Origin of the sequence: Peribacillus sp. NPDC058002 (genome assembly GCF_042886655.1) — a bacterium.
Classification (GTDB): Bacteria; Bacillota; Bacilli; order Bacillales; family DSM-1321; genus Peribacillus; species Peribacillus aracenensis.
Genome location: NZ_JBHVQU010000014.1, coordinates 1 through 24247 on the forward strand (window position 1 = coordinate 1; position 24247 = coordinate 24247).

The following is a 24247-nucleotide window of genomic DNA, read 5'->3' on the forward strand; positions in this document are numbered from 1 at the left end:
ATGCCCTCAAGGCTGCCTAAGTAAATAAAGTGTCTAACTTTTTGGGTTCACTTCAACAGGGCTGTCCTTTCTGATTTACTATTGGAAATAAAGCAAAGCAGGGTATAGAAATAGTTACCTCTCGTGATTCTTCCACGTTTTCAATTGTAATTCTTAGATATTATTATCATAGCTGGTGCTGCAATCGTACCTATTACATAATCGCTAAAAGTTAAAACAAAGTTGATTGGTACGGAAGGTACGAGACTCCTGCGGGAAAAGCGCGTCCAGGGGAGCCCGTGGAAAGCGAGTGCCTGGAACGGAAATCAACGTTCCATTTTACAAACACTCAAAAAAACAGTAGACGATATTTTTCCTCTAGTTTGTCTACAGTGTGAGACCGCCACTGGCAGCACCCCTTTTACAACTTCAGACATATCTCTTGCGCTTTCTTTTCCCCATCAGCAATACAGTCCGGTATTCCGACACCATTGTATGAACAGCCCGCAAGTAAAACATTGGGGTAATTCTCGGAGATTTTCGCCTCCAGCGATTGAACGATTTGTGGATGTTTAATATGGTAGTTCGGCATATTTTCATGCCATTTCGTCACTTCATTCGTTACTGGATCCGCGGAAATGCTTAGACTGTTTTTAATGTCGCGTAAAGCCACCTGGATCAATTCCTGGTTTGTAAGGGACCGTAAGCGTTCATAGTCCGGACTAGAGCTTTTATAAAAAAGCCTTACCAAAAGCTGACTGTTTTCAGAAGTATGCTCCCATTTTCGGCTAGTCCATGTACATGCATTGCAAATCAAATCACTATTATCACCTGCAATGAAACCTGTCCCGTCTTTAGGAAGCTTGCTGTCCGGGATATCGAATCCAAGATAAACGCTAATCATCGAACTATTGATCAAGCCGTCGAAGTCCTCATCCAACTCCCGATCACCCAATAATTTCTGGGCAACTGTATGCGGTGTACTCAATACGATGAAGTCCGTTTCCAGCGTTTCACCGTTTGCCAATGAAATGATATATCCTTCATCTCCTCTTCCGACTTTTTCCACGCTGACCCCTTTTGAAATTTCCACCAGATCGAGGCTTTCCTCAATTCGGTCAACCAATGTTGATAAGCCATTTTTAAACGAAAGGAACTTCTTATTTCCCTTGCTTTGGTATTTCTGCTTATTTTCCGATAGACCGCGTATTATACTGCCATATTCATTTTTATAATCCAGCATCTCTGGCAGTGTTTTGGCAATGGTCAATTCATTTAATTTTCCTGAGTAAACACCCGATAGGACAGGCGATATCTGCTTTTGCACCAATTCCTTACCTAAGAAGCTTTCAAGAAATGAACCAATTGAGTCATTCTTCGTAAACGTCTCATTTTTTGTATAGAAATCCTTTAAGGCGTCAACCTTCCCTTGGGCAGAAACCAGATCGCTTTTCGCCAGCGACTCCAGGCTCATTGGTATTCCGAATAGGGCATCCTCTGGAATTCCCTTCAGCATCCCATCTGTATGGATGAAGGACTTTCCCGTCGCATTATAAACAACTTGATCCTCTAGGTTCAATTCCTTAATAAATGGTTTTACATTTTGTTTCCTGGCGACAATCGAATCGGCACCCGCTTCGATTTTAAATGGACCATTGTGCACAGTCCTTATTTTACCGCCTAGTTCCTCATTTCCTTCTATTAATATCAATCGTACAGAGAGACTCCTCGCTTTAACTGTTCTTTGTAAATAATACATCGTTGATAAACCGGTAATGCCTCCACCTACGACTACGACTGTTTTCATTAGGACTACACCTCGATTAACGAATTTTGCATTAAGTAAAGTGTACCATAAGGCAGCGGCATTATTAAAAGCGGCCCTTCTAATTCATTGGTTTTGTAATGACACCTGTAACAAATTCGACAAAAAAAGACCTCTCCTCTTGGAAAAGTCGAGATCAAACAATATTAGCTATTCGCTTCTTCCTTGTTCATTGTATCTAATCGATACTCCATTATCTCCATCAACCCGCTTCTGCCTACTTTTTGAATCCCTGTATCCTGATACCCCGACTTCGCATATAGCGATTTTGCAATCACGTTCATGACATTCACTGTCAGAATGATCGAATCCTTGTTAGGAAAAATCATTTTTGCGAATTCCGGAAGGATTTGCAAGGCTTTCTTCGCAACCCCTTTACCTTGATGCTTTTGATCAACAAGAAATCCACGGAGTAATATCGCTTTTTCATCATTGGTGAACGGGGTGATGTTCTCGCCAATGTGTAAAACGAAAAAACCAACTGGGATACCTTCAGCCAATATTACGATAGGATGCCTGTCGCAATCTTCCCGGCAATATTTCAGTGACTCTTCGGGCAGGGCTGAAAAAGGGGTTTGTGTATCCGGTAAATAAAACTGGGAAAGCTGGTGAAGATGTTCCGGTAAATAAGGCGTTAAGATGATGGTCTCGTTTTCCTTGTCCTGTTTCATTGAACACACCCTCTATCATCAATTTTTGGATACATTAATGATTCGATGACCCGCCCGATATTCCCTTCGCAAACCAGAAGGAGCACTGCCGAATATACCGGCAGTGCTCTCCTTAAGTTAATCAATGTGCATTTTCATTGATTGTCAGTGCTTCCCGTAAATTGATTTGCTGGCGTAGTATGTTGGCAACATCACGGGAAATTACTCGTTTTTCAAACATATCCTGCACGTCGTCACGTTCTGCCTGGATCCCTTTATAGAACAGCTCTCTTTCATAATCGGCCATTTTACTCGGGGTCCGGCCTCTATTTTCACGTTTGCATTTTAAAATCAGCACTTTATACTCTTCTATGATCATCGAGGATGTCTTATGATTATCGGCTGTAATTCCGGCCTGTATCTCTTGGATCGCAGCTTTATACATCCTGATTTTAAGATCCCTGACCTTTTCCAATCTCTTAAGATTGATTTTTCTTATTTCACTTTTATTAGGGAAAAATAATTTTAAAACCCTCAGCATACTTCTTCTGAAAAGCGTTACCGACCTGAAAAAACGGAACTTCAGTCGATTTGTTACGGCACTTTCCATTCGCTGGATGTATTCCTTGCATATATACGCCGTCTCCCGGTCCACTTTTTCATCCTTGATGAGCTTATCCAGGAATCTTTGCTCTGCTTCAAGGGCCTTGAAGCGAAGTTCTTTCTCTTCTTCCCTTAATGCAGCCGGTTCTTTCTCCTGTTCTACATAGGATAACTCATTGATCTTGGTAAAGTACCTCGAAATGATCGATAAAGCCGCTTCCCGGTTTTCATCTGTCATTTGTGACTCAATCACCCGAATTGCCGCTTGATGTGAGTGAATGGCAGCAGTTTTCGTTTTGTCAGCCTGCTTGTCCACCACTTCCTCTTCTTCGGACCTTGCCACGATTGGCAGAAATACACTCGCAACAATCAAGGTCAGCAAAATGACTCCTGCTGCTATGAAAATGATTAACGAACGCTCAGGAAAAGGACTTCCATCCGCCAACACATACGGAATCGAAAACGAACCCGCTAACGTTACGGCTCCGCGAACACCGGAAATGGTAATGATTCCGGCCGCTTTGAAGTCCGGTTTTTGGGCGCCTGTTTTTTTCATCATCCAGCCAATCGACCAGGCAGCCGTAAGCCAAATGAATCGTAAAGCGAAGAGGAAAAGTGTAATGACCACGATATAAAGGATCACTTGTCCATTATTGAAGGCCGGATCTTGAAAGATAATTTTCGCAACGCTTGGGATTTGCAAGCCAAGCAAGACGAATACAAGGCCATTTAATATATATAAAATGACGGACCATGTACTTCTTGAAACGACCTGAAGTTCCACGGTTGGTGATATTTCCCGATCTCGTTCAACGGCATGGACAATTCCCCCCGCCACGACTGCCAAAATCCCTGAAAGGTGGAAATGTTCCACAGCGAGGAAAATAATAAAAGGAGTTAGGATTTGGATCAGCATATGCATCGTGACGTCTTCCATCCCTAAACGGCGAAGAACTACACGAAGCCTGATAATGATGAAAGCAATTATTGCCCCACCTACAAACCCACCAATTGAAATCCATATGAAACTGAAGGTTGCATCGACTAAGGAGAAAACACCAGTGACTGTAGCCGCAACGGCAAACTTAAAGGCAACTAGACCTGAGGCATCATTCATTAGTCCTTCTCCTTCGAGAAGGTGCATGATGCTCTTCGGTAACTTGACCCGACTCGCCAAAGCGCTCACTGCCACAACATCTGTAGGTGACAAAATGGCCGCCAAAGCGAAAGCTGCCGGCAATGGAATCGAAGGGATCATCCAATTAATCAAATACCCGCCTGCCCAAACCGTTATGAATACAAGGCCCAGTGCAAGCATAAGAATGGGCGCTCTCAACTTCCATAGTGCTGTTCGGGGTACATTTTTGCCATCATTGAACAATAGGGGCGCAATGAATAACAGTAAAAACAATTCCGTCTCCATCTCAACATGCATTCCCAAGGGTAAAAGTGCCAATATGACACCCAGTGTTATCTGTATTAATGGTACAGGTATAAAGGGTATAAAATGGTTAATTACATTAGACATTCCAATCAATATAAGAAGGGCTAATATAACAAGAAAAAACTCCATACAAACATCAAACTTCCTCTCTCATCTATTCTCATAACTATAAGCGTAACATATTTATACCCATTCATTCATGCATTAACTATTCTAACCTAGAATCCTCCTGAATAATGATACCTGTTAGAATATCATGAAGATCGAGGTGATTGGATGTTTCAAAATCAACTCTATCAACAAACTTGGGTACGCATAAAACAGAAAAAAGCTGATTGGCTAACCATAATCAGCTTTTCCCGCATGATGGATGAAAATGGTCTTTGTGAAAGGCTCTTTTCGTAAAGATTGTTGTTTTTAAAACAAAACGCTTTAAGGTTGATTGGAGCGGAAGTGCGAGACTCCTGCGGGAGCAGCGGGACAGGTGAGCATCTGGAGGGGAAATCAACCACACCGCTTTACTTGGTAAATAGCAACAAAGTATGCGAAAACAGCCTTGTGAAAAGACATTACATAAGCTTTGACTAAAAAACTTATTTAGTTCCCGGGACAAAGAGGCGAAGATGTTTGTGCAGTACGTTTGCCTGGAAGGGAAGAAGGATGCCTTCATCGCCATCGATATTGACTGCCAGTTCCTCTGACGTGGCTAAATGGAGCTTGGATGTTTTAATATATTCAACTTCGTCATGCCCCTTGATCTCCCCCTTAATTAAACTGGGAATGATCTTGACGATGAGAGGAAGAGATAAATCCTTAATGATGAATGTGTGCAGCTTTCCATCATTCACTTCCGCCTCTGGTGCAAGTTGTTCGAAACCGCCGACAGAGTTAGTCATTGTTGCAATTAGTAAATGGGCCTCGCCTATCCATTTTCCCTGATCATGTTCAACCGTTAAAGGAAACGGAGTCTTTTTAATGATCGCTTTTGCTCCTTCAATGAAATATGCAAAAGACCCTAGACGGGTTTTTTGTTCAACGGTAACATTATAGGTGGCCTCGGCGATCGCCCCTACTGCCAACACATTCATGAAGTAACGGTCATTGATCTTCCCTATGTCCGATTCCTTAATATGCCTATCCTTTAATATCTCAATGGCTGCATTCGGACTCAAAGGTATTCCCAAAGATCTCGCGAAATCATTAATGGTTCCTAGTGGAATGATTCCGAAAATAGGCCGATGATGCTGCTCGCCCAAGCCATTCACTATCTCATTCACCGTTCCATCCCCACCCATTGAAATGACCGCATCGAACCTTTCTGCACAAGCCTCCTTAGCAAAATCGGTAGCATCCCCCTCTCCTTCCGTTTTACAAACGCTTATCTCATCATAAATTTCACCAAGGGCCTTTTCCGCTTTCGGCAAAATCTTCCCTGCCTTTTCCTTACCTGAAGATGGATTGATGATAATCATCGCTTTCGACATATGCTACCTCCCATGATTGTACTTCTATTAGCAAGTTACCTCTTTACTGATGTACTAAAACCACACGAACATTTTTTCTGATTGTTAAATAAGCATTCCCCCCAGTAATTTACAAATAATCGCTGCCACTTGAATTTTGCATCATTTTAAAACAAGCTCTGATTTGTTACATAGCTGTGAAACAGGCATTCACTGATCACTGAACTTTCCTGTTCCACATCTGTTACATTATATCTATCACAACCAATTGAAAATTGTCTGTCCCTTTCGCTTCTCTCTTTGTTTTTTCCTTTCATAAAAAGCATTATTTCTTCCATTCCCTACTTGCCATAAAGAAAAATACAAAAATAAATGGATGTTAAATCGCTTTCCTATAAGGTTTCCACACTAATCGCGAAAAAAATTTCAAATTTTCTGTAAAATACCTATACAATTTCCAAATTCGGGTATATACTGTATTATAACAACAAACAAACAACGAAAACTGTACTATAAAGAGGAGGAGCGAGACATGCAAGCAAATCAATCAGATTTATTCATAATCGATTCATTTAAACATTGCCCGGAGTGTGGTGAAACACATGTGGACCACTCAGATTCCTATCTGATGGAATGCGATCGCTGCCTTTCCAAACGTGAAGAATAAAGCAATCGGAAAATATATCTACCATTAAAAAGGAGGAAATATCATGCAAATGAAAAAATCCATTGAGTTTTTTAACAATATCCCTGCTAAACATTGCCCCGAGTGCGGTGACCATATTATTGAGCACGCTGAGTCCTACTTAATGGAATGTGACCGCTGCCTTTCCAAACGTGAAGACTAATTAAACCAAATCAAAAAGGAGGAGCCATCATGCAAACTATAAATCCACTGGAATTCTTCAGGACGCTGCCGCCTAAACAATGTTCGGAGTGCGGGACCCATATCACTGAACAAGCTGAATCCTACTTAATGGAATGTGACCACTGCCTTTCCAAACGCGAAGACTGATTAAACCAAATCAAAAAGGAGGAATCATCATGCAAACTAAAAACCCATTGGAATTCTTCAGGACGCTGCCGCCTAAACAATGTTCGGAGTGCGGGACACATATCACTGAACAAGCCGAATCCTACTTAATGGAATGTGACCGCTGCCTTTCGAAACACGAAGAATAAATTAAACCAAATCATAAGGAGGAATCATCATGCAAACTAAAAACCCATTGGAATTCTTCAGGACTCTGCCACCTAAACAATGTTCGGAATGCGGGACCCATATCACTGAACAAGCTGAATCCTACCTCTTGGAATGTGACCGCTGCCTTTCCAAAAAAGATGAATATTAATAAAAGATGCTGACATCAAGAAGCTATTTAGGCCATTTTGATGTCAGCATTAATCCTTTATTGGCTTTCCTTTCCTTGCATTAAAAAAGGATGTCCCCGGGACACCCTTCGGCCGTTCTTATTTTTTTATCTCCCAATATATTTGTCTACATATTTCCCACTTACCTGCCTGCTGCTGTATTGTAAGAAGTCCAATGCAAAAATCATGAATTCAAGGCCTAGACGCTTATCTGAACGCATAAAATCTGAACCTAGCAGTTTCTCCAATTTTTCAAGCCTATGATATAGTGTTTGCCGGACAATGAATAGTTGTTTCGATGTTTCCTGTTTGGAACCGTTACAAGCAAGATAGGTCTTCAAGGTAGGCATTAACTCACCATTGTTTTGCTTGTCATACTCAATGACCGGACCTAAATATTCGTACACCGTTTCCTCCAGATTACCATGTTTATTTATGAGCGAAATCATGCGATGCATATGTAAGTCCTGATAAAAGAAGCTCCTGCTATCCTCTGGTAGTGTATCCTGAAGCAGCAAAGTCTCACGGGCCGTTTCATAACTTTTATAAATCTCACTTAACCTTTGAACATGCTTTCCAAACCCAATGGAAAGCAGACCCATGCGATTACGCCCGCTTACATCCATTTTCATGATTCGATCCACCGCGCTTGTAACCCTTGATTTCCAATCTTCAGATGAACGATTATCACCTAAAATAAAAACAAGATGCTGATGTATTTCCATGGAAAATATCTGGAATCCGTACTGTTCAAAAACTGTTCTAAACATTATCTTAAAATAGGTTCCATCTAATTTTGTGGAACTTTTATTATATTTTGGGTGTGGTTTGCAAATGCAAACAATTCCGCCATCCAACTGCATTTTCGGATCAAGATAGGAAAGCCTCTCCCGGATTGCTTCGTCACTATATTCACCTTCAATCCAATTTGTAAGCCATTTACTTTCTTCCGACATTTTCTTTTCTTCTATATATAACTCCCTTAATAGATGCTGTGCCAATGCGGTAGCCGTTCGATCCAAGATCAGAGAATCAAAATCAGTCAACTCTCTGTCATTGCTGCAAATGAGCAGTTCCGCATAATTTTCACCGAGCACTTGAATCGGCTGTCCAAGAACGGTTTTATTTAATTTCCGCTTCTCTTCGTATATGTCCGCTACCATTTGAAAAGTTATTTTTTTCTTGGTTTTTGGAATGACTGCTATTTCATTTTCATTAAAGATAAGAATAACCTGTACATTTAAATAGCTGTGGAGAAATTTTAGAATTGGTTCATAATGGTCAATTTCGAGGAGATTTTTATTTAACTGCTGGGAGTAGTTTTCTAAGTTGGAGATCATCTCATATTGTTTATTGATGATAAGGGAATGAATATCCTGTGTGATTTCTACGAAAGGGACTTCTTCATGAAATAGGATGATAGGGAATTGCCGTTCATTTGCGAGATCAATGGCACATTGCGGCACGGCCATGGTGTCGGCGCCAACCTCTATACAGAGTCCGGCTGCATCGCATTCAATCAACTGTCTTAAGTAGGATAGAAATGTGTCATCGCAATCCTTCCACCCTAAACCTGTGGTCAAAATCAGTTCATTTCCATTTAACAAATGGCTGATTTGGGTGACTTCCATACAGTGTACCCACTTCACTTGACGCTTTATCCCACCGCTACCTGCAATTATATCCGTCAGATTAAAATGCTTGCGTGTTAGAATTTCCTCGACTGTAATCGATGTATTCATCCGTCCACATCCTTTTATAAAACTGCTTTAAAATCTATTATAAACGGACAACCCTTAAACCTCCAGACACTTGTTAGAAAAACTAACGTCAAAATTCTACAAAAAGCTCGGGCAGGTACAAGAAAAAGGACCCATTCGTGAGGAATAGGCCCGGTCCATAACCATTTCAATGCAATTTTTTGACAAGCAATGTAGAGAAGTATTTCCTTCCTTCCGGGGTCTTGATGTTCAATTGCTTCCATTCCTGTTTCGTTCCTTCAATCAGTTCAAAATCGAGAAAAGCTCCACTTAAACTTTCGGAAACCCGGGTAATTCGATATCCTCTTTCAAGTAAAAAATCGATTTGTTCCCTTTCTAAGAGATACTCTTGATATTCGGACATTTCCATTCCCCCCTTTTCATACGTTCTCCTTGCCCGTTGTAGCCGGAAAAACCATCTCTTCCTCAAGTTCTGTACCTCTTTCAATTTTCCAATCCCTGCCAACGGAAATCCCTAAATATTTCTCATCGCTGGGATCCATGATTTCAGCTTGTTCATATCGCTTGAACCACCAATACTTAGCTAATATATAATAACTTGCACCGCCGAGAAGTAAGCCAATAATAAACGAATAATTTGAAAAAATCGTCGCACCTATTCCTCCAATCACCCAAGAAATGATTCCTGCCCAATTCACTCCATTCAAGTATTTATACTGGCCTTCACTCTCATAAAGTTCTTGTACATTCACTCTCCGTTTACGGAGGAAATAGTAATCCGCTACAAGGATGCCGACAATGGATGCCAGGATTCCACCTATTATTAATAAAACTTCTATTATGATGCCGAAAAGGCTCCATGGCTGAACTACTATCCCAATAACTCCCGCCACAACGACTCCCGCCCAGAATGGCATTTTAGGACCCATGACATTGGAGAAAATGGTAGCCGCGGGAATGACATTGGCCGTAGTATTCGTCGACCATTGAGCGAATACGATCATGATTAAAAGGACGCCGAGAGCAATTCCACTTGCTGATCCCTGTACGGCAACTACAGGATCATAATTGGAAACAGCCATATAAGAAACCGCTCCGATAATCACCATGAATGTCTGCGTGAGGGGATAGGTGATAATATTCCCAATTATTTGCCCCTTATTGCGCTTGAACCAATTTTTTTCATTTTTTGGTGCCTTAATATAGCGGGAAAGCGTGGGCATATCTGCAGTCAATGTGCCCCAAAACCCCATATTTGCCATGATGACGACCACGAAGGCCGTGGCGGCAGCCCCGCCAGTGACCGGACTTTCAATCCAGGACCATACATCTCTCCCTTTGGCCACAGCCTGATCGGATAGGGTGAAATACATCCAGCCAGAAATTAAAATGATAACGGGCGCCGCCAAGTCGGCGAATCGTTCTATCGACTTTATTCCCATTGCCGTGTTGACCAATTGTAAAACGGCAAAAATGAGAAAGCATATAAACCAATTATCAAAGTCAAAAAGGGTTGTGAAGATAGCGTTCATTGCAGTGGCTCCAAAGTAAGTATTGAGGCCGAACCAGCATGACGCTACAAAACCCCGTACAACCGAAGGGATGTGGGTGCCAATCGTACCGAACGGCGCCCTCATATAGACCGGGAATGATATTCCATGTTCAACACCAATATCCCCTGTCATTGTCATCAAAAAGCCAAGAACCACACAGGCAATGACCGTTGCAAGAACGACCCAGCCTAAGGATAAACTTTGAACACCATTCCCACCGATTGCGAAGGCGGCCAATACTACGGCCATGCCCACCCAAATGAAACCAAATCCGGCTGCACTTATATTTTTCTCACTATGAGGTATAGGCAGCAAATCGGGAGACTTTAAATAATCCTTCTTCTCACTCATAGAAAATCCCCCTAGATTAATTTGCAAGTTTCCTTACCGAAGTTAGACTGGAAGCTTTTTCCCGGTATCCGGCTTCAGCGCCGCATTATATTTTGCCCGTTTCAGGAATTGCCCTTTTCCAGCTTCACCTACAAATTGTTTGTCTTTAATGACGAATTGACCTCTCGATAAAACGGAAACCGGTTCACCTGTAATTTCCATACCTTCGAACGCATTATAATCCACAGCCATATGATGGGTATCAGCAGAAATGGCCCTTTCAACTTTAGGGTCAAAAATGACAATATCAGCATCCGAACCTACTGCAATCGTCCCTTTCTGAGGGAATAATCCAAATAGTTTGGCAGCACGCGTGGAGGTCATGTCGACGAATTGATTCAAGGTAATACGCTCTTTCATGACCCCTTCAGAGAAGAGGATGCTCATGCGGTCCTCAATCGTTGGGCCACCGTTCGGTATTTTCGTGAAATCTTCACGCCCAAGTTCCTTCTGTCCCTTAAAATCAAAAGAGCATTGATCGGAGCCAATGGTTTGCAGCTGTCCCGTTTTCAAAGCATTCCATAGCACTTCCTGGTTTTTCTTCTCCCTTAACGGCGGGGACCATACATACTTAGATCCTTCGAAATGGGGCTTTTCAAGATAAGACTTGTCAAGAACCAAATATTGCGGACAAGTCTCCCCCCAAATATCCACCCCTTTATTTCTTGCCTCAGTGATCTTTTCAACCGCATCTTCACAGGTGACATGAACCACATAGAGCTGACCATTTGCCATTTCCGTCAGCTTAGCTGCACGTCCAGTTGCTTCCCCTTCAAGTTCCGGCGGCCTTGTCAATGCATGGTAAATTGGATCGGTGTTACCTTCAGCAAGCGCCTGCTTTGTAAGATAATCGATGACATCACCATTTTCAGCGTGAACCATGACAAGTGCGCCAAGTTCCTTTGCTTGCAACAAAGTGCGGTATAGCGTGGCATCATCAGCTTGAAAAACATTCTTGTAAGCCATGAACACTTTAAAGGAAGAAATCCCTTCATTATCTATGATACTTGGCAGCTCAGCCAATACATCATCATTAATCTCACTGATCATTAAATGAAATCCATAATCTATGGCCGCTTTTTCATTGGCCTTTTCATGCCATGTTTCAATTGCTTTCTTTAACGGCACCCCTTTTTCGGTCAGACAAAAGTCGATGATCGTTGTCGTGCCTCCATATGCAGCAGCTATCGTCCCCGTTTCATAATCATCCTTCGTCGTTGTCCCTCCGAACGGCATATCGAGATGGGTATGCGGATCAATGCCCCCCGGAAAAATATATGCCCCTCTTGCATCAATGATTTCAGCCCCTTCAGCAGGCAGGTCCTTGCCAATCATTGAAATCTTCTCATTTTCAATCAATATATCCGCCTGATACGTATCTGCAGCGGTTGCAATCGTTCCATTTTTAATGATTTTCTTCATCTTCAATCCCTCCATCATTTTACGAAATCAACACTTTCACTGCTTATGCCCCCAAGGAAAGACTGGCGTTCATTCCATGTCATTGGCGGTAATTCATTTGTCAATTCGATCATATCGATCGCCCCATCGACCGGACAGACGATCGAGCAAAGGTTACAGCCTACACAATCCTCTTCGCGCACTCTCAAGAAGGAGCCGCCTGACGTGTCCTTTAACATATCTATACATTGATGAGATGTATCTTCACACGCAATATGGCATTTATTGCAGTTGATGCACACATCATTATTAATGCGCGCAACAACCTTGTAATTGAGATCTAAATTCCCCCAGTCGGAATAACGCGGTACGGACTTACCGACAATATCCATCACGGAAGAAATCCCTTTTTCATCAAGGTAATTGGACAGGCCATCAATCAAGTCTTCTACTATTCTAAAACCGTGATGCATGGCAGCCGTACAAATTTGAACTCCAGTCGAACCCATCAATAAAAATTCCACCGTATCCTGCCAATTTGAAATGCCGCCTATTCCGGAAATGGGAACATTGATCATTTTATTCCTTGCACACTCAGCCACCATATTCAAGGCAATCGGCTTCACGGCCGGACCGCAATACCCTCCGTGAGCTCCCTTGCCGCCTACATGAGGAATCGTATTCCATGAATGGATGTCCACTCCCGCCAAGCTGTTGATCGTATTGATCATGCTTATTGCATCCGCACCGCCGCGCACCGCCGCTTCAGCCGTAACCGTAATGTCAGTTATATTGGGTGTAAGCTTGACGATGACGGGTTTGGATGCAGCTTCCTTCGCCCAGTAAGTTTGCTTTTCCACAAGTTCGGGAACCTGTCCCGAAGCAGCTCCCATCCCACGCTCTGCCATACCGTGCGGGCAACCAAAGTTCAACTCGTAACCATCGACCCCTACATCTTCTATACGTTTGATGATTTCATGCCACTTTTCCTGTTGTGGCTCCACCATCACCGATGCAATGATTGCATGATCAGGGAATCTCTTCTTCGTTTCATATATTTCTTTCAGATTCACTTCAAGAGGTCGATCCGTAATCAATTCTATATTGTTGAACCCGGCAACTCTCTGTCCATTAAAGCTGACCGCTGCAAAACGCGATGAAACATTCAGGATGGGATCACCCAACGTCTTCCAAACAGCTCCGCCCCAGCCAGCTTCAAATGCTCGCTGGACTTGATAACCCGAATTAGTAGGTGGTGCTGAAGCAAGCCAAAAAGGATTGGGAGATTTAATACCTGCAAGATCAATTGATAAATCAGCCATGATAAGCCTCCTAATTTTTATAGTTATAAAGCAATGTCCACCGCTTCGCCCATCAAAATCGAATCAATTTCATAGGCTGTCTTCTTCCCTTGCTGGGCAGCTGAAACAACCATTGCCTCACCTTGTCCTTTTCCGAAGATCACGTCACCGCACGCAAAGATCTTTTCATTGGATGTCCTGTAGGAATCACCCTCCAATGTTACGACCCCATCATCATGTTGAATGCCAAACTGTTCAATCAATCCTACATACCTGGATTGGCCTATGGCACGAATGACCCCATCGACCGGTATGACGAACTCTGATCCGGTAATTTGGACTGGACGGCGCCGGCCATCTTCCCCCGCCTCGCTAAGCACCATCTTCACGCACTCGATGCCCGTAACCTGACCGCTTTCATCCGAGAGTATCCTGGAGGGGGCAGTCAGCCAGTGGAATCCGATACCTTCTTGTTTGGCAAACTCATATTCAAAATCATAGGCTGTCATTTCCTTTTGGGTACGACGATAAATAATGCTCACCTGTTCGGCGCCCAGGCGTACAGAACAGGTTGCGGCATCGATCGCCGTGTTTCCAGCCCCTATTACCGCCATCTTCTTCCCAATGAATTTATCAGTGATTGCCCCTGTTTTCGTTGCTTTTACGAAATCGATTGCATCATAAACGTCAGCCAAGTCCTCCCCTTCAATTCCAAGCTTAGGAACATCGGACATGCCGATCGCTAAAATGACCGCATCAAAGTCGGCAGTCAGTTGATTTGCGGAAACATCCACCCCGACCCGAGTATTCGTTTTAATATCAACATCCAAACTCTTTACTTGTTCAACTTCCCAATAAGAAATGCTCTGAGGTAAACGGAACGATACAATTCCGTAAGTATTTAATCCGCCTGAATTCTTTTCAGCTTCGAAAATGGTTACGCTGTAGCCAAGCAAGGCTAGCTCCCTTGCTGCAGACAAACCCGCCGGACCGCTTCCAACAATGGCAACTTTTTTGCCATTCTTCTTTCCGGCCTTGAATAAGGCTTGTTTATTTTGGATGGCCCAATCTGTGGAATAACGCTGGAGATTGCCAATCATGATTGGCTTTGTAGAATGGTTCAGGACACATGCCCCCTCACATAGCTCCTCAGTCGGACATACCCGCGCACAGCTGGCACCAACAGGATTGGCTGTCATGATGGTCTTAGCCGCTCCTTTAAAATTACCTGAAGCTATCTTCTTAATAAAACCTGGAATATCTATTCCAGTCGGACAGGCTTGGATGCATGGGGCATCATAGCAGTATAAACATCGATTCGATTCTTCCAAAGCTTCCCTTGGGGATAACCCCCTCTCCGCTTCCTGAAAGTTAATCTCCAGATCACCTTTTAACGGGCTCGTCATACTCATTCACTATTTCTCCTTCCAAACATTTATTTTGAAAAATAAAAAGGGAGGAATTGCATGCGTTTCTCTCTACTGTCCTAATATTCAAACGATTGAAAGCATGCCAACATGGTTTTCATCATTATTCAACTAACAGTCATGGCGATTTCCCAGCCAAATTCTCTCGTTTTGTTTAATATTTTCTATCATTCTTTCACTGGTCACGCCTCGGTCCCTGCTTCCTTCTAACACAAAAGGCCCCCCTACTAATCTTAAAAACTCAAATCCTGATGATAACTCAGAGAATTGAGTATTCTTTATTTTATAATGTTAAAAAGTAAGTTACATTATACAAAGTGTAAAGCATTTCCATGTGCTAGCTATGCAATATGTAATAATCATGTTATATTTCCTAACAATAAACGATAAACATCGTCATTTTTCTACATTCAAACATACTTTTCATCATACTTATTGATATTCTTCGGAAGGTTTGTACTGAAGACCTAATTATCAACACTTTGTCCACATAAAAAAAAGCCCGGAAACTAAAATCTTGGTTTCCGGGGTCTTTTCACCTTTATCCACAACTTATTCACATATTATGTGGTGTTATTCTCTTTGTTTGTGCAGAACGGAGGCATTCCACCAAAAGTTATCCACATTAAAGAATCGACTTTTCCACTTATCAACAAACCGTTAACAATTTATCAACAGGCAGGTTCATTCCGGATGAATAACGTACCGTTTATATTTCTCATAATCCGTTTTCTTGCACTCAAGCTTTATTCGATATCCGGTTGCCTCATATTCTGTTTCGGTTATGTGACCATTTTCATTGAAATAAGAAACCAGCTGTCCTTGATCAAATGGAATCAGCATTTCACAGTGAGTATAGTCGACAAAAATATGCTTGCGAATTTGATCTATCAATTCCTCGATGCCAACTTTGTTTTTTGCTGACATATACACAGAGCCACGATTCACCTGAGGGATATCCAAATCGGTAAGGTCGGCTTTATTATAAGCAAAAATCGTTGGAATCCCTTTAATGCCTATCTCATTTAAAGTCTTATCCGTTATCTCAATTTGATGCTCATGATCAGGATTAGAAAAATCGACAACATGGATCAACAGGTCCGCTTCTACCACTTCTTCCAATGTGGAGCGGAATGCTTTCACGAGATGATGGGGCAATTTGGACACAAACCCCACCGTATCCGTCAATAAAAATTCCTTTTTATCCGGAAGCGGGATGTTTCGGACGGATGTCTCAAGCGTTGCGAACAGCATATCCTTCTCAAACACCTGCTTCTCGGCTGTTGGATGGAACATCTCAATCAGGGCATTCATGATCGAAGATTTACCTGCATTGGTATAACCGACTAAGGATACGACAGGGATGGCATTCTTTTTCCGCTGTTTCCTCTGTGTTTGCCGGTGTGCAACAAGGGCTTCCAGTTCTTTATTCAATACACTTATATTTTCCTCGATTCTCCTGCGGTCAAGCTCTAACTGCTTTTCACCTGCACCTTTGTTTGTACCGACCCCGCCACTCTGACGCCCTAATGACTCCCTCAGACCAACGAGACGCGGGAGCATATACTGAAGCTTCGCCACTTCTACCTGAAGCTGTGCTTCCTTCGTTTTCGCCCGATGCGCGAAGATGTCCAGAATCAAGATTGTTCGGTCAATCACCTTGCAATCCATATCCCTCTCCAGATTACGAAGTTGCGAAGGGGAGAGCTGATCATTAAAAATGACGACATTCGCTTCTTTATGCTCAACGAGATTTTTCACTTCCTCGATCTTCCCGGTACCGATAAAATGTGACGAGTTCACCCGATGCAAATTTTGTGTGATGGTCGCTGCAACCTCTACCTCACATGCTTCCGTTAAATTGGCCAATTCCTCCATTGAATACTCAAAATCCTTTTGACCGTTGAGATTAACTCCAACCAAGATTGCCCTCTGCTGTAATTCCATCATTTCAAATCCCTTCCGTACATACCTTACTCCCTATATTGCTTAAACAAACCTATCCTACTGCCTAAAAGCCAGCCACATTGTAGCACACCAGACATTACTTGCATAACGTTCGCTGCACAAGTTTATCGGACTTCCTTTTACTATAAAAGAAAATTCACCAAAAAAATAACCGGACCGATCACTTTTTTCAAGTTTCACATGAAACAATTGGAAAGCCCCTAAATAAAAGCTCCCTGGTTCACCTTAAGATGCACCAGGGAGCCCATATTACTCTATTCCTTTATTCTCAATAACCTAAGACTATTCAATGTAACTAATAACGTCGCACCCATGTCGGCAAAAACCGCCATCCAAAGTGTTAACCAGCCCGGCGCTATCAATAATAAGGCCAGGATTTTAATCACCAATGAAAACGTGATGTTCTGCTTAATGATTTTTAATGTTTTACGGCTTAAGCTGATTGTATAAGGCAGCTTCGATAAGTCATCACCCATTAAGGCAATATCGGCCGTTTCAAGGGCCGTATCTGTACCCGCCCCGCCCATTGCGATTCCTACCGTGGAAGCTGCCAAGGCCGGAGCATCATTAACGCCATCGCCTACCATGGCCACTCGATCATATTTTTGTTTCCATCGTTTGATGATGGTCAATTTATCTTGTGGCAATAGCTCCGCCTCAATCTCATGAACGCCAGCTGCCGCCCCGATAGCTTTAGCTGTTCCGATATTATCCCCGGTCAGCATGATCGTTTTTTCAATGCCCAATGCATGCAGTTTCCGAATTGCTTCCTTACTGCTTTCCCTTATTTCATCAGACACCGCGATGAGCGCCAAGATCTTCACTTGATCGCCGAGCACCATCACCGTTTTCCCTGTATTTTGAAAGCCGCTGATTAATTTAAGCACATCATCAGAGAAGCCTAAACCTGCCTCTTCTTCAAAAAGGTGGGGTTTACCAATGTAATAGATTCCTTGATTGATTTTCCCCTTTATACCTTTACCGGTAATTGCAGTAAAATCCTCTACCAATAAAGAATGATAGTCCACATCGTGGTCTTCCGCCTTTTGGAGAATGGCCGTGGCAAGCGGGTGCTGTGATCTGCTTTCTAAAGCAGCAGCGATAGCCAGCACATCCTGTTCATTCAACTCAGCAGATAACACTGTGAAATCAGTCACTTCAGGTATGCCCTTTGTTAAAGTACCCGTTTTGTCAAACGCAATCGCCTTTAAGGCTCCCGCTTCCTCCAAATGGACCCCGCCTTTAATCAGCACACCATGTTTCGCAGCATTTCCGATAGCTGTCACAATGGCGATGGGCGTAGAAATGACCAAAGCACACGGACAACCGACAACAAGTACAGCTAGCCCCCGGTAAATCCATTCACTCCAATCCCCGCTCATCACAATCGGGGGCAACACGGCAATGGCCAAGGCAATGAGCATTATGGCCGGCGTATAGAATTTTGCGAATTTATCCACGAAGGCTTGGGAAGGTGCCTTTTCAGCCTGTGCTTCTTCAACCAGGTGGATGATTTTTGCAATCGTCGTATCCTCGACTCGCTTCGTGACCTCCACTTCGAGCAACCCTTCACCATTTAAGGTTCCGGCAAACACTTCACCCTCAACCGTTTTAAAAACCGGCTCAGATTCCCCAGTAATGGCTGCTTGATTAAGTGTCGAGGCACCTTTCATGATCCTGCCATCCATGGCAAGCTTTTGACCCGGCTTAACGATCATGATGTCGCCCACTTCAATCTCATCAACAGCAACCATCATTTCGTGATGCCCCCTACGGATCAAGGCTTCTTTAGGTGCGATGTTCATTAATGATTCTATCGAATTACGGGCTTTATCCATCGAATATTTTTCCAGTGCTTCACTTATCGCAAAGAGGATGACGACAGTCGCCCCTTCGCCCCATTCACCAAGCACGGCCGCCCCGATGATGGCAACCGTCATAAGGGTGTGCATATCAAAGCGAAGCCTGACAAGATTCTTCAATCCATTGATAAATAATGAATATCCCCCAACTATGATTGCAGCCGCATAACCGATTACCGGCACGATGCTTCCATCAGCATATCGATTATCCAAAATCCAGCTGATCAGCAAAAGGATAACCGAGAACACCACTTTTATATTTTCTTTTTGCTTCCAAAATGGTTCCTTTTGTTTCACCTGTTCCTGTTCACCGCGGATTCTCAGGTTATCAAAAGAACCCGCCTTTTCAATCTCTTCGAGAGTCGCACTGCCCTGTACAGAAATCTTCGAGGCACCAAAGTTGATTTTGGCATCCTCCACACCTTCTAGTTCACGGACATTGTTCTCAAATTTAGCTGCACAATTCGTGCAAGATAGACCTTGGATACGATATGTTTTTAATGTGGACTCAGCCATCGACCCTTACCTCCTGCTGATGTTCTAATGCAATGAGAATTAACTGCCTTATATGATGATCATCCAAAGAATAAAAAGCCAACTTTCCTTCTTTTCGGTATTTTACGATTGCGTGTTTATAAAGCGTACGAAGATGATGGGACGTAGTCGCCATCGAAGCACCAATGATATTGGCCAGATCGCACACACACAATTCCTCGTCCTTACAGAGCGCATAAGCTATCTTTGCCCTATTCTCATCGCCTATAACCTTAAACAGCTTCGACATGCTGGATAAATCCACCTGGTTCATTTCCTCTTGAATGCGATTAACCTTCACTTCATCATGCAGGTGGACATCACATATATCTTTCAGTTCCGTCATCTTCTCACACCTCTCATTCAAATCTGCGTTTGATTATAATATAACATAATTACCTGAACATTCAAATCTATATTTGATTGTTCAAGAGCCTTTTCTCCTTCCTCAAAAGCGGCTTAGTGAAAGCACCTATATGTCTTTATATGTGAGCCATCGTTTTTTGTTTCACTTCTCAACCGCTCCCCTGGAATTTTGCTGAACACAAAGTGCAGGCTGTCCTCTTTTCAGGGTCTCCATGAATCTCCTGAACCGAAACCTCTATTCTTCAGGCGAAAAAAAAGAAGGGACATAAATCCCTTCGCGTCCCTTCAATCCAATGATTTTAATAATTTCCTATTGATGCCTTGATAAGTATAATATATTTAATTTAGTATTTTTTAGAAAAACTATGATATACTTAGTCAAACCTTTTTAAGCGTTTTACTTTACTTGTACCATTTACCCTGCTCATCGTTGAGCAGGGTTTTTTGTCATGTATTTTCACAAAACAAAAAAAGACAGACCCTATAACAAGGATCTGTCTTTTTTTGTTATTGAAATTATGCTTTTTGAACGTTAGAAGCTTGAGGTCCGCGTTGACCTTGTTCTACTTCAAAAGTAACTTCTTGACCTTCGTCTAAAGATTTGAAACCTTCGCTTTGGATAGCTGAGAAATGTACGAATACGTCGTCTCCGTTTTCGCGTTCGATGAATCCAAAACCTTTTTCTGCGTTAAACCATTTTACTTTACCTTGTTCCATTGTTGTTGCCTCCTAGTGCATCTAAGCACAATGTATTACTATCCTTGCTCTAAGTCATCATCGAAAACGAAAAGTAGTACTTTTAGTATCCTTAGTACCGAACAAAAATAATTAAGACTAAGCATAACATTAAATGGTAGCGATTGCAAATAGTTTGGGGAAACTTTTTTCCAGAATTTTTAATACTCTTTAAATTCATTTATAATCAAGCATTAACCAATGGGCTCTATCTATTCAGGTAATGGCTTCATGACCTGCCACACGCATTCGTCCAAACAAAAACCTCTCGTTTACAAAGTTAAAGAGGTTTCAAACTGTAGACAAACTTGATGTTATTTATCATTGCCTACATTTTTTTGAGGAGGTGTAAAGCGGAACGTTGATTTACCTTCCAGGTACTAGCTTTCCGCGGGCGGTCCGGAAGCCTCCTCGGGTCTCTTAGCGCCTGTGGGTTCTTCCTTGGACCTGCTTTTCCCGAAGGAGTCTCGTACACCCGCTCCAATCAATTATGTTTAAAAGTTAAGAGAGGTTTTTGTAAATGTTCACATCGAATATTATTTTTCGGTAATGAACTTTTCTACCATTTCTTCTAAAATGGCCGATTCTTTTGCTAAATCTTCATTTTGTTCCTTCAATCCAGTCATTATGGTGTTTTGTTGAATGGCAGCTGCCGAGATTTGCTCCGTCGTTGCGACTCCTTCTTCAGAAATCGCTGCAATTTCCTGAATGGATGCCAGGCTTTCATCCGAAGACTCATTGATTTTTTTCGAATGGACAGCTAATCGTTCCGTGCCTTTCAGCAATTTCTCTACGGATTCAAATATCTTATTGAAAATCTCGCCATTGTTTTCCACTAAGGAAACACCATTTACTATATCCTGAAAACTTTCATCATTATTTTGGATGACTTTGGCTGTTTGTTCATTAATCCGAATGATGGATTCTGAAATGATATCGATGGATTCATCTGTTTGCACAGCCAATTTTTGCACCTCTTGAGCCACTACGGCAAAACCTCTGCCGGCATCACCCGCCCGTGCCGCTTCAATGGAAGCATTCAGGGATAGCAGGTTCGTTTGAGAAGCAATCACCCTTATTAAGCCAATCACCTCATTTATCTTCACTACATCCTCTTCCAGGCTCACCAAATTGGCTTTAGTCGCTTGGCCGTTTTCCATGATCTTATCCATCTGGCTCGTTACATCTTGAACTTGTTTACTTCCTTGTTCAGCAAGTTTATTCGTATGCAAGGTAAATTCATTCATTTCATTCGTTTGTTCATTCATTAAACGGATTGTATCCGTTAAGTCACTGATCATATTGGAAATTCGGTCAATATGATGGGCACGTTCTTCTGAAGCTTTTGCTTCTTCCGTTGTCCCCGTCACTATCTGGCCATAGGATTCCACCATCTCTTCAAATGATTGCTGAATGGACACTGTCGTTTGATTCATCGTTTGAGCGTGTTCACGGACATTCTTGATAATATAGGCCAAACTTAATCTCATATCTTCGAATCCATTTGAAAGATCGCCAATCTCATCCTGTCTACCAACGGGAATCGATTTACTTAAGTCCCCTTTTGCCATTTCATTCGTGTAACCAACAAGTTCATTGACGGGTCCCGAGATCTTTTTCCCGATGATAACTGCGCATAACACACCTAATATAATGGCACTTGCAAGAAATAAGATATTATAGAATATCATTGTGCTTTTCAATTCATCGATGAATTTTGCATCCATATCGATTCCGACAATCGCGTCCGTCCCTTTGATTGGCGTAAAGTACGATTTGTGTGTACCCCACTTATCTTTATATATTTCACTTAATACGTCTTCGTCCCCATTTATCGACTTTGCCTGTTCCGGAGTGAAAGGGGACTCCACCATGTAGTCCTCGCTGCCGTTCAGGGCTGCAATCATGTCGGCATCATTCTCCCGTTTCAGCACATAAACATATTCAATTCCCTTTTTATCTTCAACAAAGGCATCTAGTTTCCGCCTAATCTCTTCGCCCCGTTCGGAAGCTTTGTTTATCAAAGTGGGATTGAGGCTCGCTGCTAAACTGTGGGCATTTTCAGAAAGGCGTTCATCGAATTGAGGAAGGACATTCTCATTGATCATTTTATTAGTAATATAGGAAAAGCAAAGGCCCATGGCCCCTGCGAAAAGTACGAAAGGAATAATATAAAACAAGAATAGTTTTGCCAGCAAAGATTTATTAGGATTAAGCTTTGAAAATCTCATTTCGATGCCCCCTTAGATGAAAACCAGGTGTTTTATAGTCAAATATGGTATTAAGTCCAAATGGAGCAATTGGAGATTTTCATTCAGATCCTCACTTCTATAAAAGATGATTGCCATGCTCCGGTCATTTTGAAAAGGAAGCTGCCTATATTCCATAACATGTTCGAATTCATGACGGAGTCCATCATGATCCATACATGAAACATCTTCCGGATTTATTTCCAGTGGTACCTCTGCAAAGAAAAAGCTATATATATGATCGTCCATCTCTTCCAATATCCGATTCCAATCGGGTTTCGTTCCTGAAAAATAGTGTTCATACATATTCATTCCATAGGCATGGTAACCTAGATCCGTTGTACCCGCCCCAGCAAAACGCAGGGGATTGATTTCAATGGGTATCACCCGGTTTTCCTTTTTGCGAATTTCAAAGTGTACAGGGTAATTCCTAAGTGGAAGGACCGTTTGAATATTCTTCATGAACTTTAGTGCATCATGATAGATTTCGTTAATGGCCAACTTCGAAGTATAATAAATTCGATCGGAAGTATCGTAATCATCCTTGAATAATCGTTTGAAGACATTCAAAATGACCGGTTCACCATCTTGATTGTAATAGCCATCAATGGCATACTCTTCACCCTGAATCCACTCTTCTATTAAAACGGTCTGGGAACCGACCACTTCTGAATCATATAATCCATCCGAATGAAGTAAATCCGCTTTAAGCTGATTCACGGCTATATCCCAATCCTGCTCATTCTTGACTTTGTGGACCCCTACACTCGAATAGCCAATATTGGGTTTAATAACTACCGGAAACGGTATTTGATTTTTATCCAGGTCACTTATTATGGATGAATCAATATCTTGGAAATAGAAATCAGGATATAAAGATTTCGTCAAATTTCGCACCTGACTCTTATCCTTCAATAACTTTGACCAAATGTACTCATTGCTATTCGGTTGAAAATGACCTAATAATGTTATGCCATTTTCAGAATTTGTAAGAATTCTTTTGTCCTTTTCCATGGACATGAAAAATTCTGTATCCTTTTGAATGTTTAGCTTTTCTGATGTTAATGTGTCTCCCCATTGCCCCTGTTCCAGCACTGGAATTTGCTGTTCCTCCAACACCTTTAGAAGAATTGGCGACACAATGGACTCATTCAGAATAATCATTTTTTCCACCTAACTTATACTGTTTTTTGTATCTCCATATTTAATCGGTTAAAAGCGGTAAGTATTTAGCTTATATAGGTATTTATTATTAAGAAATGCATTAAAAAGCAAGATATCAATATATCTTTTCACCCATTCTACCTAAGCTGAAAATTCTTTAAGACATGGAAAAAGCCCAGATCTAGCCCCGGGCTCTCCCTTTTCCTATGTTCATGTTGAAAAAACTCCTTTCATTCTTGAA

The 24247-nt window shown here is 42.1% G+C and carries 21 protein-coding genes; 5 read left to right on the forward strand and 16 right to left on the reverse strand.

Going from position 1 to position 24247, the window contains the following annotated elements; all coding sequences use genetic code 11:
- Positions 1–400: 400 nt before the first annotated feature.
- From ACFVSH_RS04915 to ACFVSH_RS04930, 4 genes are all read right to left on the reverse strand, one after another.
- Complete coding sequence (locus tag ACFVSH_RS04915; protein WP_387604706.1) at positions 401–1786, reverse strand: protoporphyrinogen oxidase; 1386 nt, start codon at positions 1784–1786, stop codon at positions 401–403.
- Between the two features lie 164 nt (positions 1787–1950).
- Positions 1951–2475: a GNAT family N-acetyltransferase gene (locus ACFVSH_RS04920; RefSeq protein ID WP_387705111.1), complete on the reverse strand. Its 525-nt coding sequence runs from the start codon at positions 2473–2475 to the stop codon at positions 1951–1953.
- A gap of 121 nt (positions 2476–2596) precedes the next feature.
- Positions 2597–4630, reverse strand: coding sequence for a Na+/H+ antiporter (locus ACFVSH_RS04925; RefSeq protein WP_260287627.1), 2034 nt, complete (start codon positions 4628–4630; stop codon positions 2597–2599).
- Positions 4631–5094: 464 nt separating this feature from the next.
- Positions 5095–5985, reverse strand: coding sequence for a diacylglycerol/lipid kinase family protein (locus ACFVSH_RS04930; RefSeq protein ID WP_387705113.1), 891 nt, complete (start codon positions 5983–5985; stop codon positions 5095–5097).
- A gap of 511 nt (positions 5986–6496) precedes the next feature.
- On the opposite strand from ACFVSH_RS04930, the gene yhfH (ACFVSH_RS04935) reads away from it, so the two are divergent.
- The 5 genes from yhfH (ACFVSH_RS04935) to yhfH (ACFVSH_RS04955) are packed head-to-tail and all read left to right on the forward strand — an operon-like array spanning position 6497 to position 7316.
- Positions 6497–6631: a protein YhfH gene (gene yhfH / locus ACFVSH_RS04935; RefSeq protein ID WP_098372155.1), complete on the forward strand. Its 135-nt coding sequence runs from the start codon at positions 6497–6499 to the stop codon at positions 6629–6631.
- Between the two features lie 43 nt (positions 6632–6674).
- Complete coding sequence (yhfH, locus tag ACFVSH_RS04940; protein WP_098372156.1) at positions 6675–6812, forward strand: protein YhfH; 138 nt, start codon at positions 6675–6677, stop codon at positions 6810–6812.
- Positions 6813–6841: 29 nt separating this feature from the next.
- Positions 6842–6979 carry a protein YhfH gene (gene yhfH, locus ACFVSH_RS04945; protein ID WP_076372630.1) on the forward strand — a complete coding sequence of 46 codons (138 nt, stop codon included), beginning with the start codon at positions 6842–6844 and terminating at the stop codon, positions 6977–6979.
- Between the two features lie 29 nt (positions 6980–7008).
- Positions 7009–7146 carry a protein YhfH gene (gene yhfH, locus ACFVSH_RS04950; RefSeq protein WP_192207483.1) on the forward strand — a complete coding sequence of 46 codons (138 nt, stop codon included), beginning with the start codon at positions 7009–7011 and terminating at the stop codon, positions 7144–7146.
- Positions 7147–7175: 29 nt separating this feature from the next.
- Positions 7176–7316 carry a protein YhfH gene (yhfH, locus tag ACFVSH_RS04955; protein ID WP_098371755.1) on the forward strand — a complete coding sequence of 47 codons (141 nt, stop codon included), beginning with the start codon at positions 7176–7178 and terminating at the stop codon, positions 7314–7316.
- Between the two features lie 126 nt (positions 7317–7442).
- Here yhfH (ACFVSH_RS04955) and ACFVSH_RS04960 read toward each other — a convergent pair whose 3' ends face one another.
- From ACFVSH_RS04960 to ACFVSH_RS05015, 12 genes are all read right to left on the reverse strand, one after another.
- The gene (locus ACFVSH_RS04960) at positions 7443–9077 is read right to left on the reverse strand and encodes a PucR family transcriptional regulator (protein ID WP_387604697.1); all 1635 of its coding nucleotides are present in this window, start codon (positions 9075–9077) and stop codon (positions 7443–7445) included.
- Positions 9078–9243: 166 nt separating this feature from the next.
- Complete coding sequence (locus ACFVSH_RS04965; protein ID WP_192207481.1) at positions 9244–9459, reverse strand: hypothetical protein; 216 nt, start codon at positions 9457–9459, stop codon at positions 9244–9246.
- Between the two features lie 16 nt (positions 9460–9475).
- Entirely contained in the window at positions 9476–10960 is a 1485-nt protein-coding gene (locus ACFVSH_RS04970; protein ID WP_387604695.1) for an NCS1 family transporter, read from the reverse strand.
- A gap of 42 nt (positions 10961–11002) precedes the next feature.
- Positions 11003–12421 (reverse strand): dihydropyrimidinase, encoded by a 1419-nt coding sequence (hydA, locus tag ACFVSH_RS04975; protein WP_387705116.1) that lies wholly within the window; start codon positions 12419–12421, stop codon positions 11003–11005.
- Positions 12422–12435: 14 nt separating this feature from the next.
- The gene (gene preA / locus ACFVSH_RS04980; RefSeq protein ID WP_387604691.1) at positions 12436–13722 is read right to left on the reverse strand and encodes an NAD-dependent dihydropyrimidine dehydrogenase subunit PreA; all 1287 of its coding nucleotides are present in this window, start codon (positions 13720–13722) and stop codon (positions 12436–12438) included.
- A gap of 23 nt (positions 13723–13745) precedes the next feature.
- Positions 13746–15107 (reverse strand): NAD(P)-dependent oxidoreductase, encoded by a 1362-nt coding sequence (locus tag ACFVSH_RS04985; protein ID WP_387705136.1) that lies wholly within the window; start codon positions 15105–15107, stop codon positions 13746–13748.
- Positions 15108–15812: 705 nt separating this feature from the next.
- Positions 15813–17078 carry a GTPase HflX gene (gene hflX / locus ACFVSH_RS04990; RefSeq protein ID WP_387705118.1) on the reverse strand — a complete coding sequence of 422 codons (1266 nt, stop codon included), beginning with the start codon at positions 17076–17078 and terminating at the stop codon, positions 15813–15815.
- Between the two features lie 272 nt (positions 17079–17350).
- Entirely contained in the window at positions 17351–19474 is a 2124-nt protein-coding gene (locus ACFVSH_RS04995; RefSeq protein WP_387604687.1) for a heavy metal translocating P-type ATPase, read from the reverse strand.
- Positions 19467–19838, reverse strand: a complete 372-nt coding sequence (locus tag ACFVSH_RS05000) for an ArsR/SmtB family transcription factor (protein WP_387604685.1) — start codon at positions 19836–19838, stop codon at positions 19467–19469. The genes ACFVSH_RS04995 and ACFVSH_RS05000 overlap by 8 nt, the downstream gene beginning before the upstream one ends.
- 536 nt (positions 19839–20374) lie before the next feature.
- Complete coding sequence (locus tag ACFVSH_RS05005) at positions 20375–20575, reverse strand: cold-shock protein (RefSeq protein ID WP_034304915.1); 201 nt, start codon at positions 20573–20575, stop codon at positions 20375–20377.
- Positions 20576–21129: 554 nt separating this feature from the next.
- On the reverse strand, positions 21130–22824 hold the full coding sequence (locus ACFVSH_RS05010) for a methyl-accepting chemotaxis protein (protein WP_387604683.1): 1695 nt from the start codon (positions 22822–22824) through the stop codon (positions 21130–21132).
- A 12-nt stretch (positions 22825–22836) separates the two neighbouring features.
- The gene (locus tag ACFVSH_RS05015) at positions 22837–24006 is read right to left on the reverse strand and encodes an ATP-grasp domain-containing protein (RefSeq protein WP_387705120.1); all 1170 of its coding nucleotides are present in this window, start codon (positions 24004–24006) and stop codon (positions 22837–22839) included.
- Between the last annotated feature and the right edge of the window lie 241 nt (positions 24007–24247).

Bases quoted from the DNA above. Each gene is read 5' to 3' on its own strand.
- ACFVSH_RS04915 (WP_387604706.1), bottom strand. From the start codon at position 1,786: ATGAAAACAGTCGTAGTCGTAGGTGGAGGCATTACCGGTTTATCAACG.
- ACFVSH_RS04920 (WP_387705111.1), bottom strand. From the start codon at position 2,475: ATGAAACAGGACAAGGAAAACGAGACCATCATCTTAACGCCTTATTTA.
- ACFVSH_RS04925 (WP_260287627.1), bottom strand. From the start codon at position 4,630: ATGGAGTTTTTTCTTGTTATATTAGCCCTTCTTATATTGATTGGAATG.
- ACFVSH_RS04930 (WP_387705113.1), bottom strand. From the start codon at position 5,985: ATGTCGAAAGCGATGATTATCATCAATCCATCTTCAGGTAAGGAAAAG.
- yhfH (WP_098372155.1), top strand. From the start codon at position 6,497: ATGCAAGCAAATCAATCAGATTTATTCATAATCGATTCATTTAAACAT.
- yhfH (WP_098372156.1), top strand. From the start codon at position 6,675: ATGCAAATGAAAAAATCCATTGAGTTTTTTAACAATATCCCTGCTAAA.
- yhfH (WP_076372630.1), top strand. From the start codon at position 6,842: ATGCAAACTATAAATCCACTGGAATTCTTCAGGACGCTGCCGCCTAAA.
- yhfH (WP_192207483.1), top strand. From the start codon at position 7,009: ATGCAAACTAAAAACCCATTGGAATTCTTCAGGACGCTGCCGCCTAAA.
- yhfH (WP_098371755.1), top strand. From the start codon at position 7,176: ATGCAAACTAAAAACCCATTGGAATTCTTCAGGACTCTGCCACCTAAA.
- ACFVSH_RS04960 (WP_387604697.1), bottom strand. From the start codon at position 9,077: ATGAATACATCGATTACAGTCGAGGAAATTCTAACACGCAAGCATTTT.
- ACFVSH_RS04965 (WP_192207481.1), bottom strand. From the start codon at position 9,459: ATGTCCGAATATCAAGAGTATCTCTTAGAAAGGGAACAAATCGATTTT.
- ACFVSH_RS04970 (WP_387604695.1), bottom strand. From the start codon at position 10,960: ATGAGTGAGAAGAAGGATTATTTAAAGTCTCCCGATTTGCTGCCTATA.
- hydA (WP_387705116.1), bottom strand. From the start codon at position 12,421: ATGAAGAAAATCATTAAAAATGGAACGATTGCAACCGCTGCAGATACG.
- preA (WP_387604691.1), bottom strand. From the start codon at position 13,722: ATGGCTGATTTATCAATTGATCTTGCAGGTATTAAATCTCCCAATCCT.
- ACFVSH_RS04985 (WP_387705136.1), bottom strand. From the start codon at position 15,107: ATGACGAGCCCGTTAAAAGGTGATCTGGAGATTAACTTTCAGGAAGCG.
- hflX (WP_387705118.1), bottom strand. From the start codon at position 17,078: ATGATGGAATTACAGCAGAGGGCAATCTTGGTTGGAGTTAATCTCAAC.
- ACFVSH_RS04995 (WP_387604687.1), bottom strand. From the start codon at position 19,474: ATGGCTGAGTCCACATTAAAAACATATCGTATCCAAGGTCTATCTTGC.
- ACFVSH_RS05000 (WP_387604685.1), bottom strand. From the start codon at position 19,838: ATGACGGAACTGAAAGATATATGTGATGTCCACCTGCATGATGAAGTG.
- ACFVSH_RS05005 (WP_034304915.1), bottom strand. From the start codon at position 20,575: ATGGAACAAGGTAAAGTAAAATGGTTTAACGCAGAAAAAGGTTTTGGA.
- ACFVSH_RS05010 (WP_387604683.1), bottom strand. From the start codon at position 22,824: ATGAGATTTTCAAAGCTTAATCCTAATAAATCTTTGCTGGCAAAACTA.
- ACFVSH_RS05015 (WP_387705120.1), bottom strand. From the start codon at position 24,006: ATGATTATTCTGAATGAGTCCATTGTGTCGCCAATTCTTCTAAAGGTG.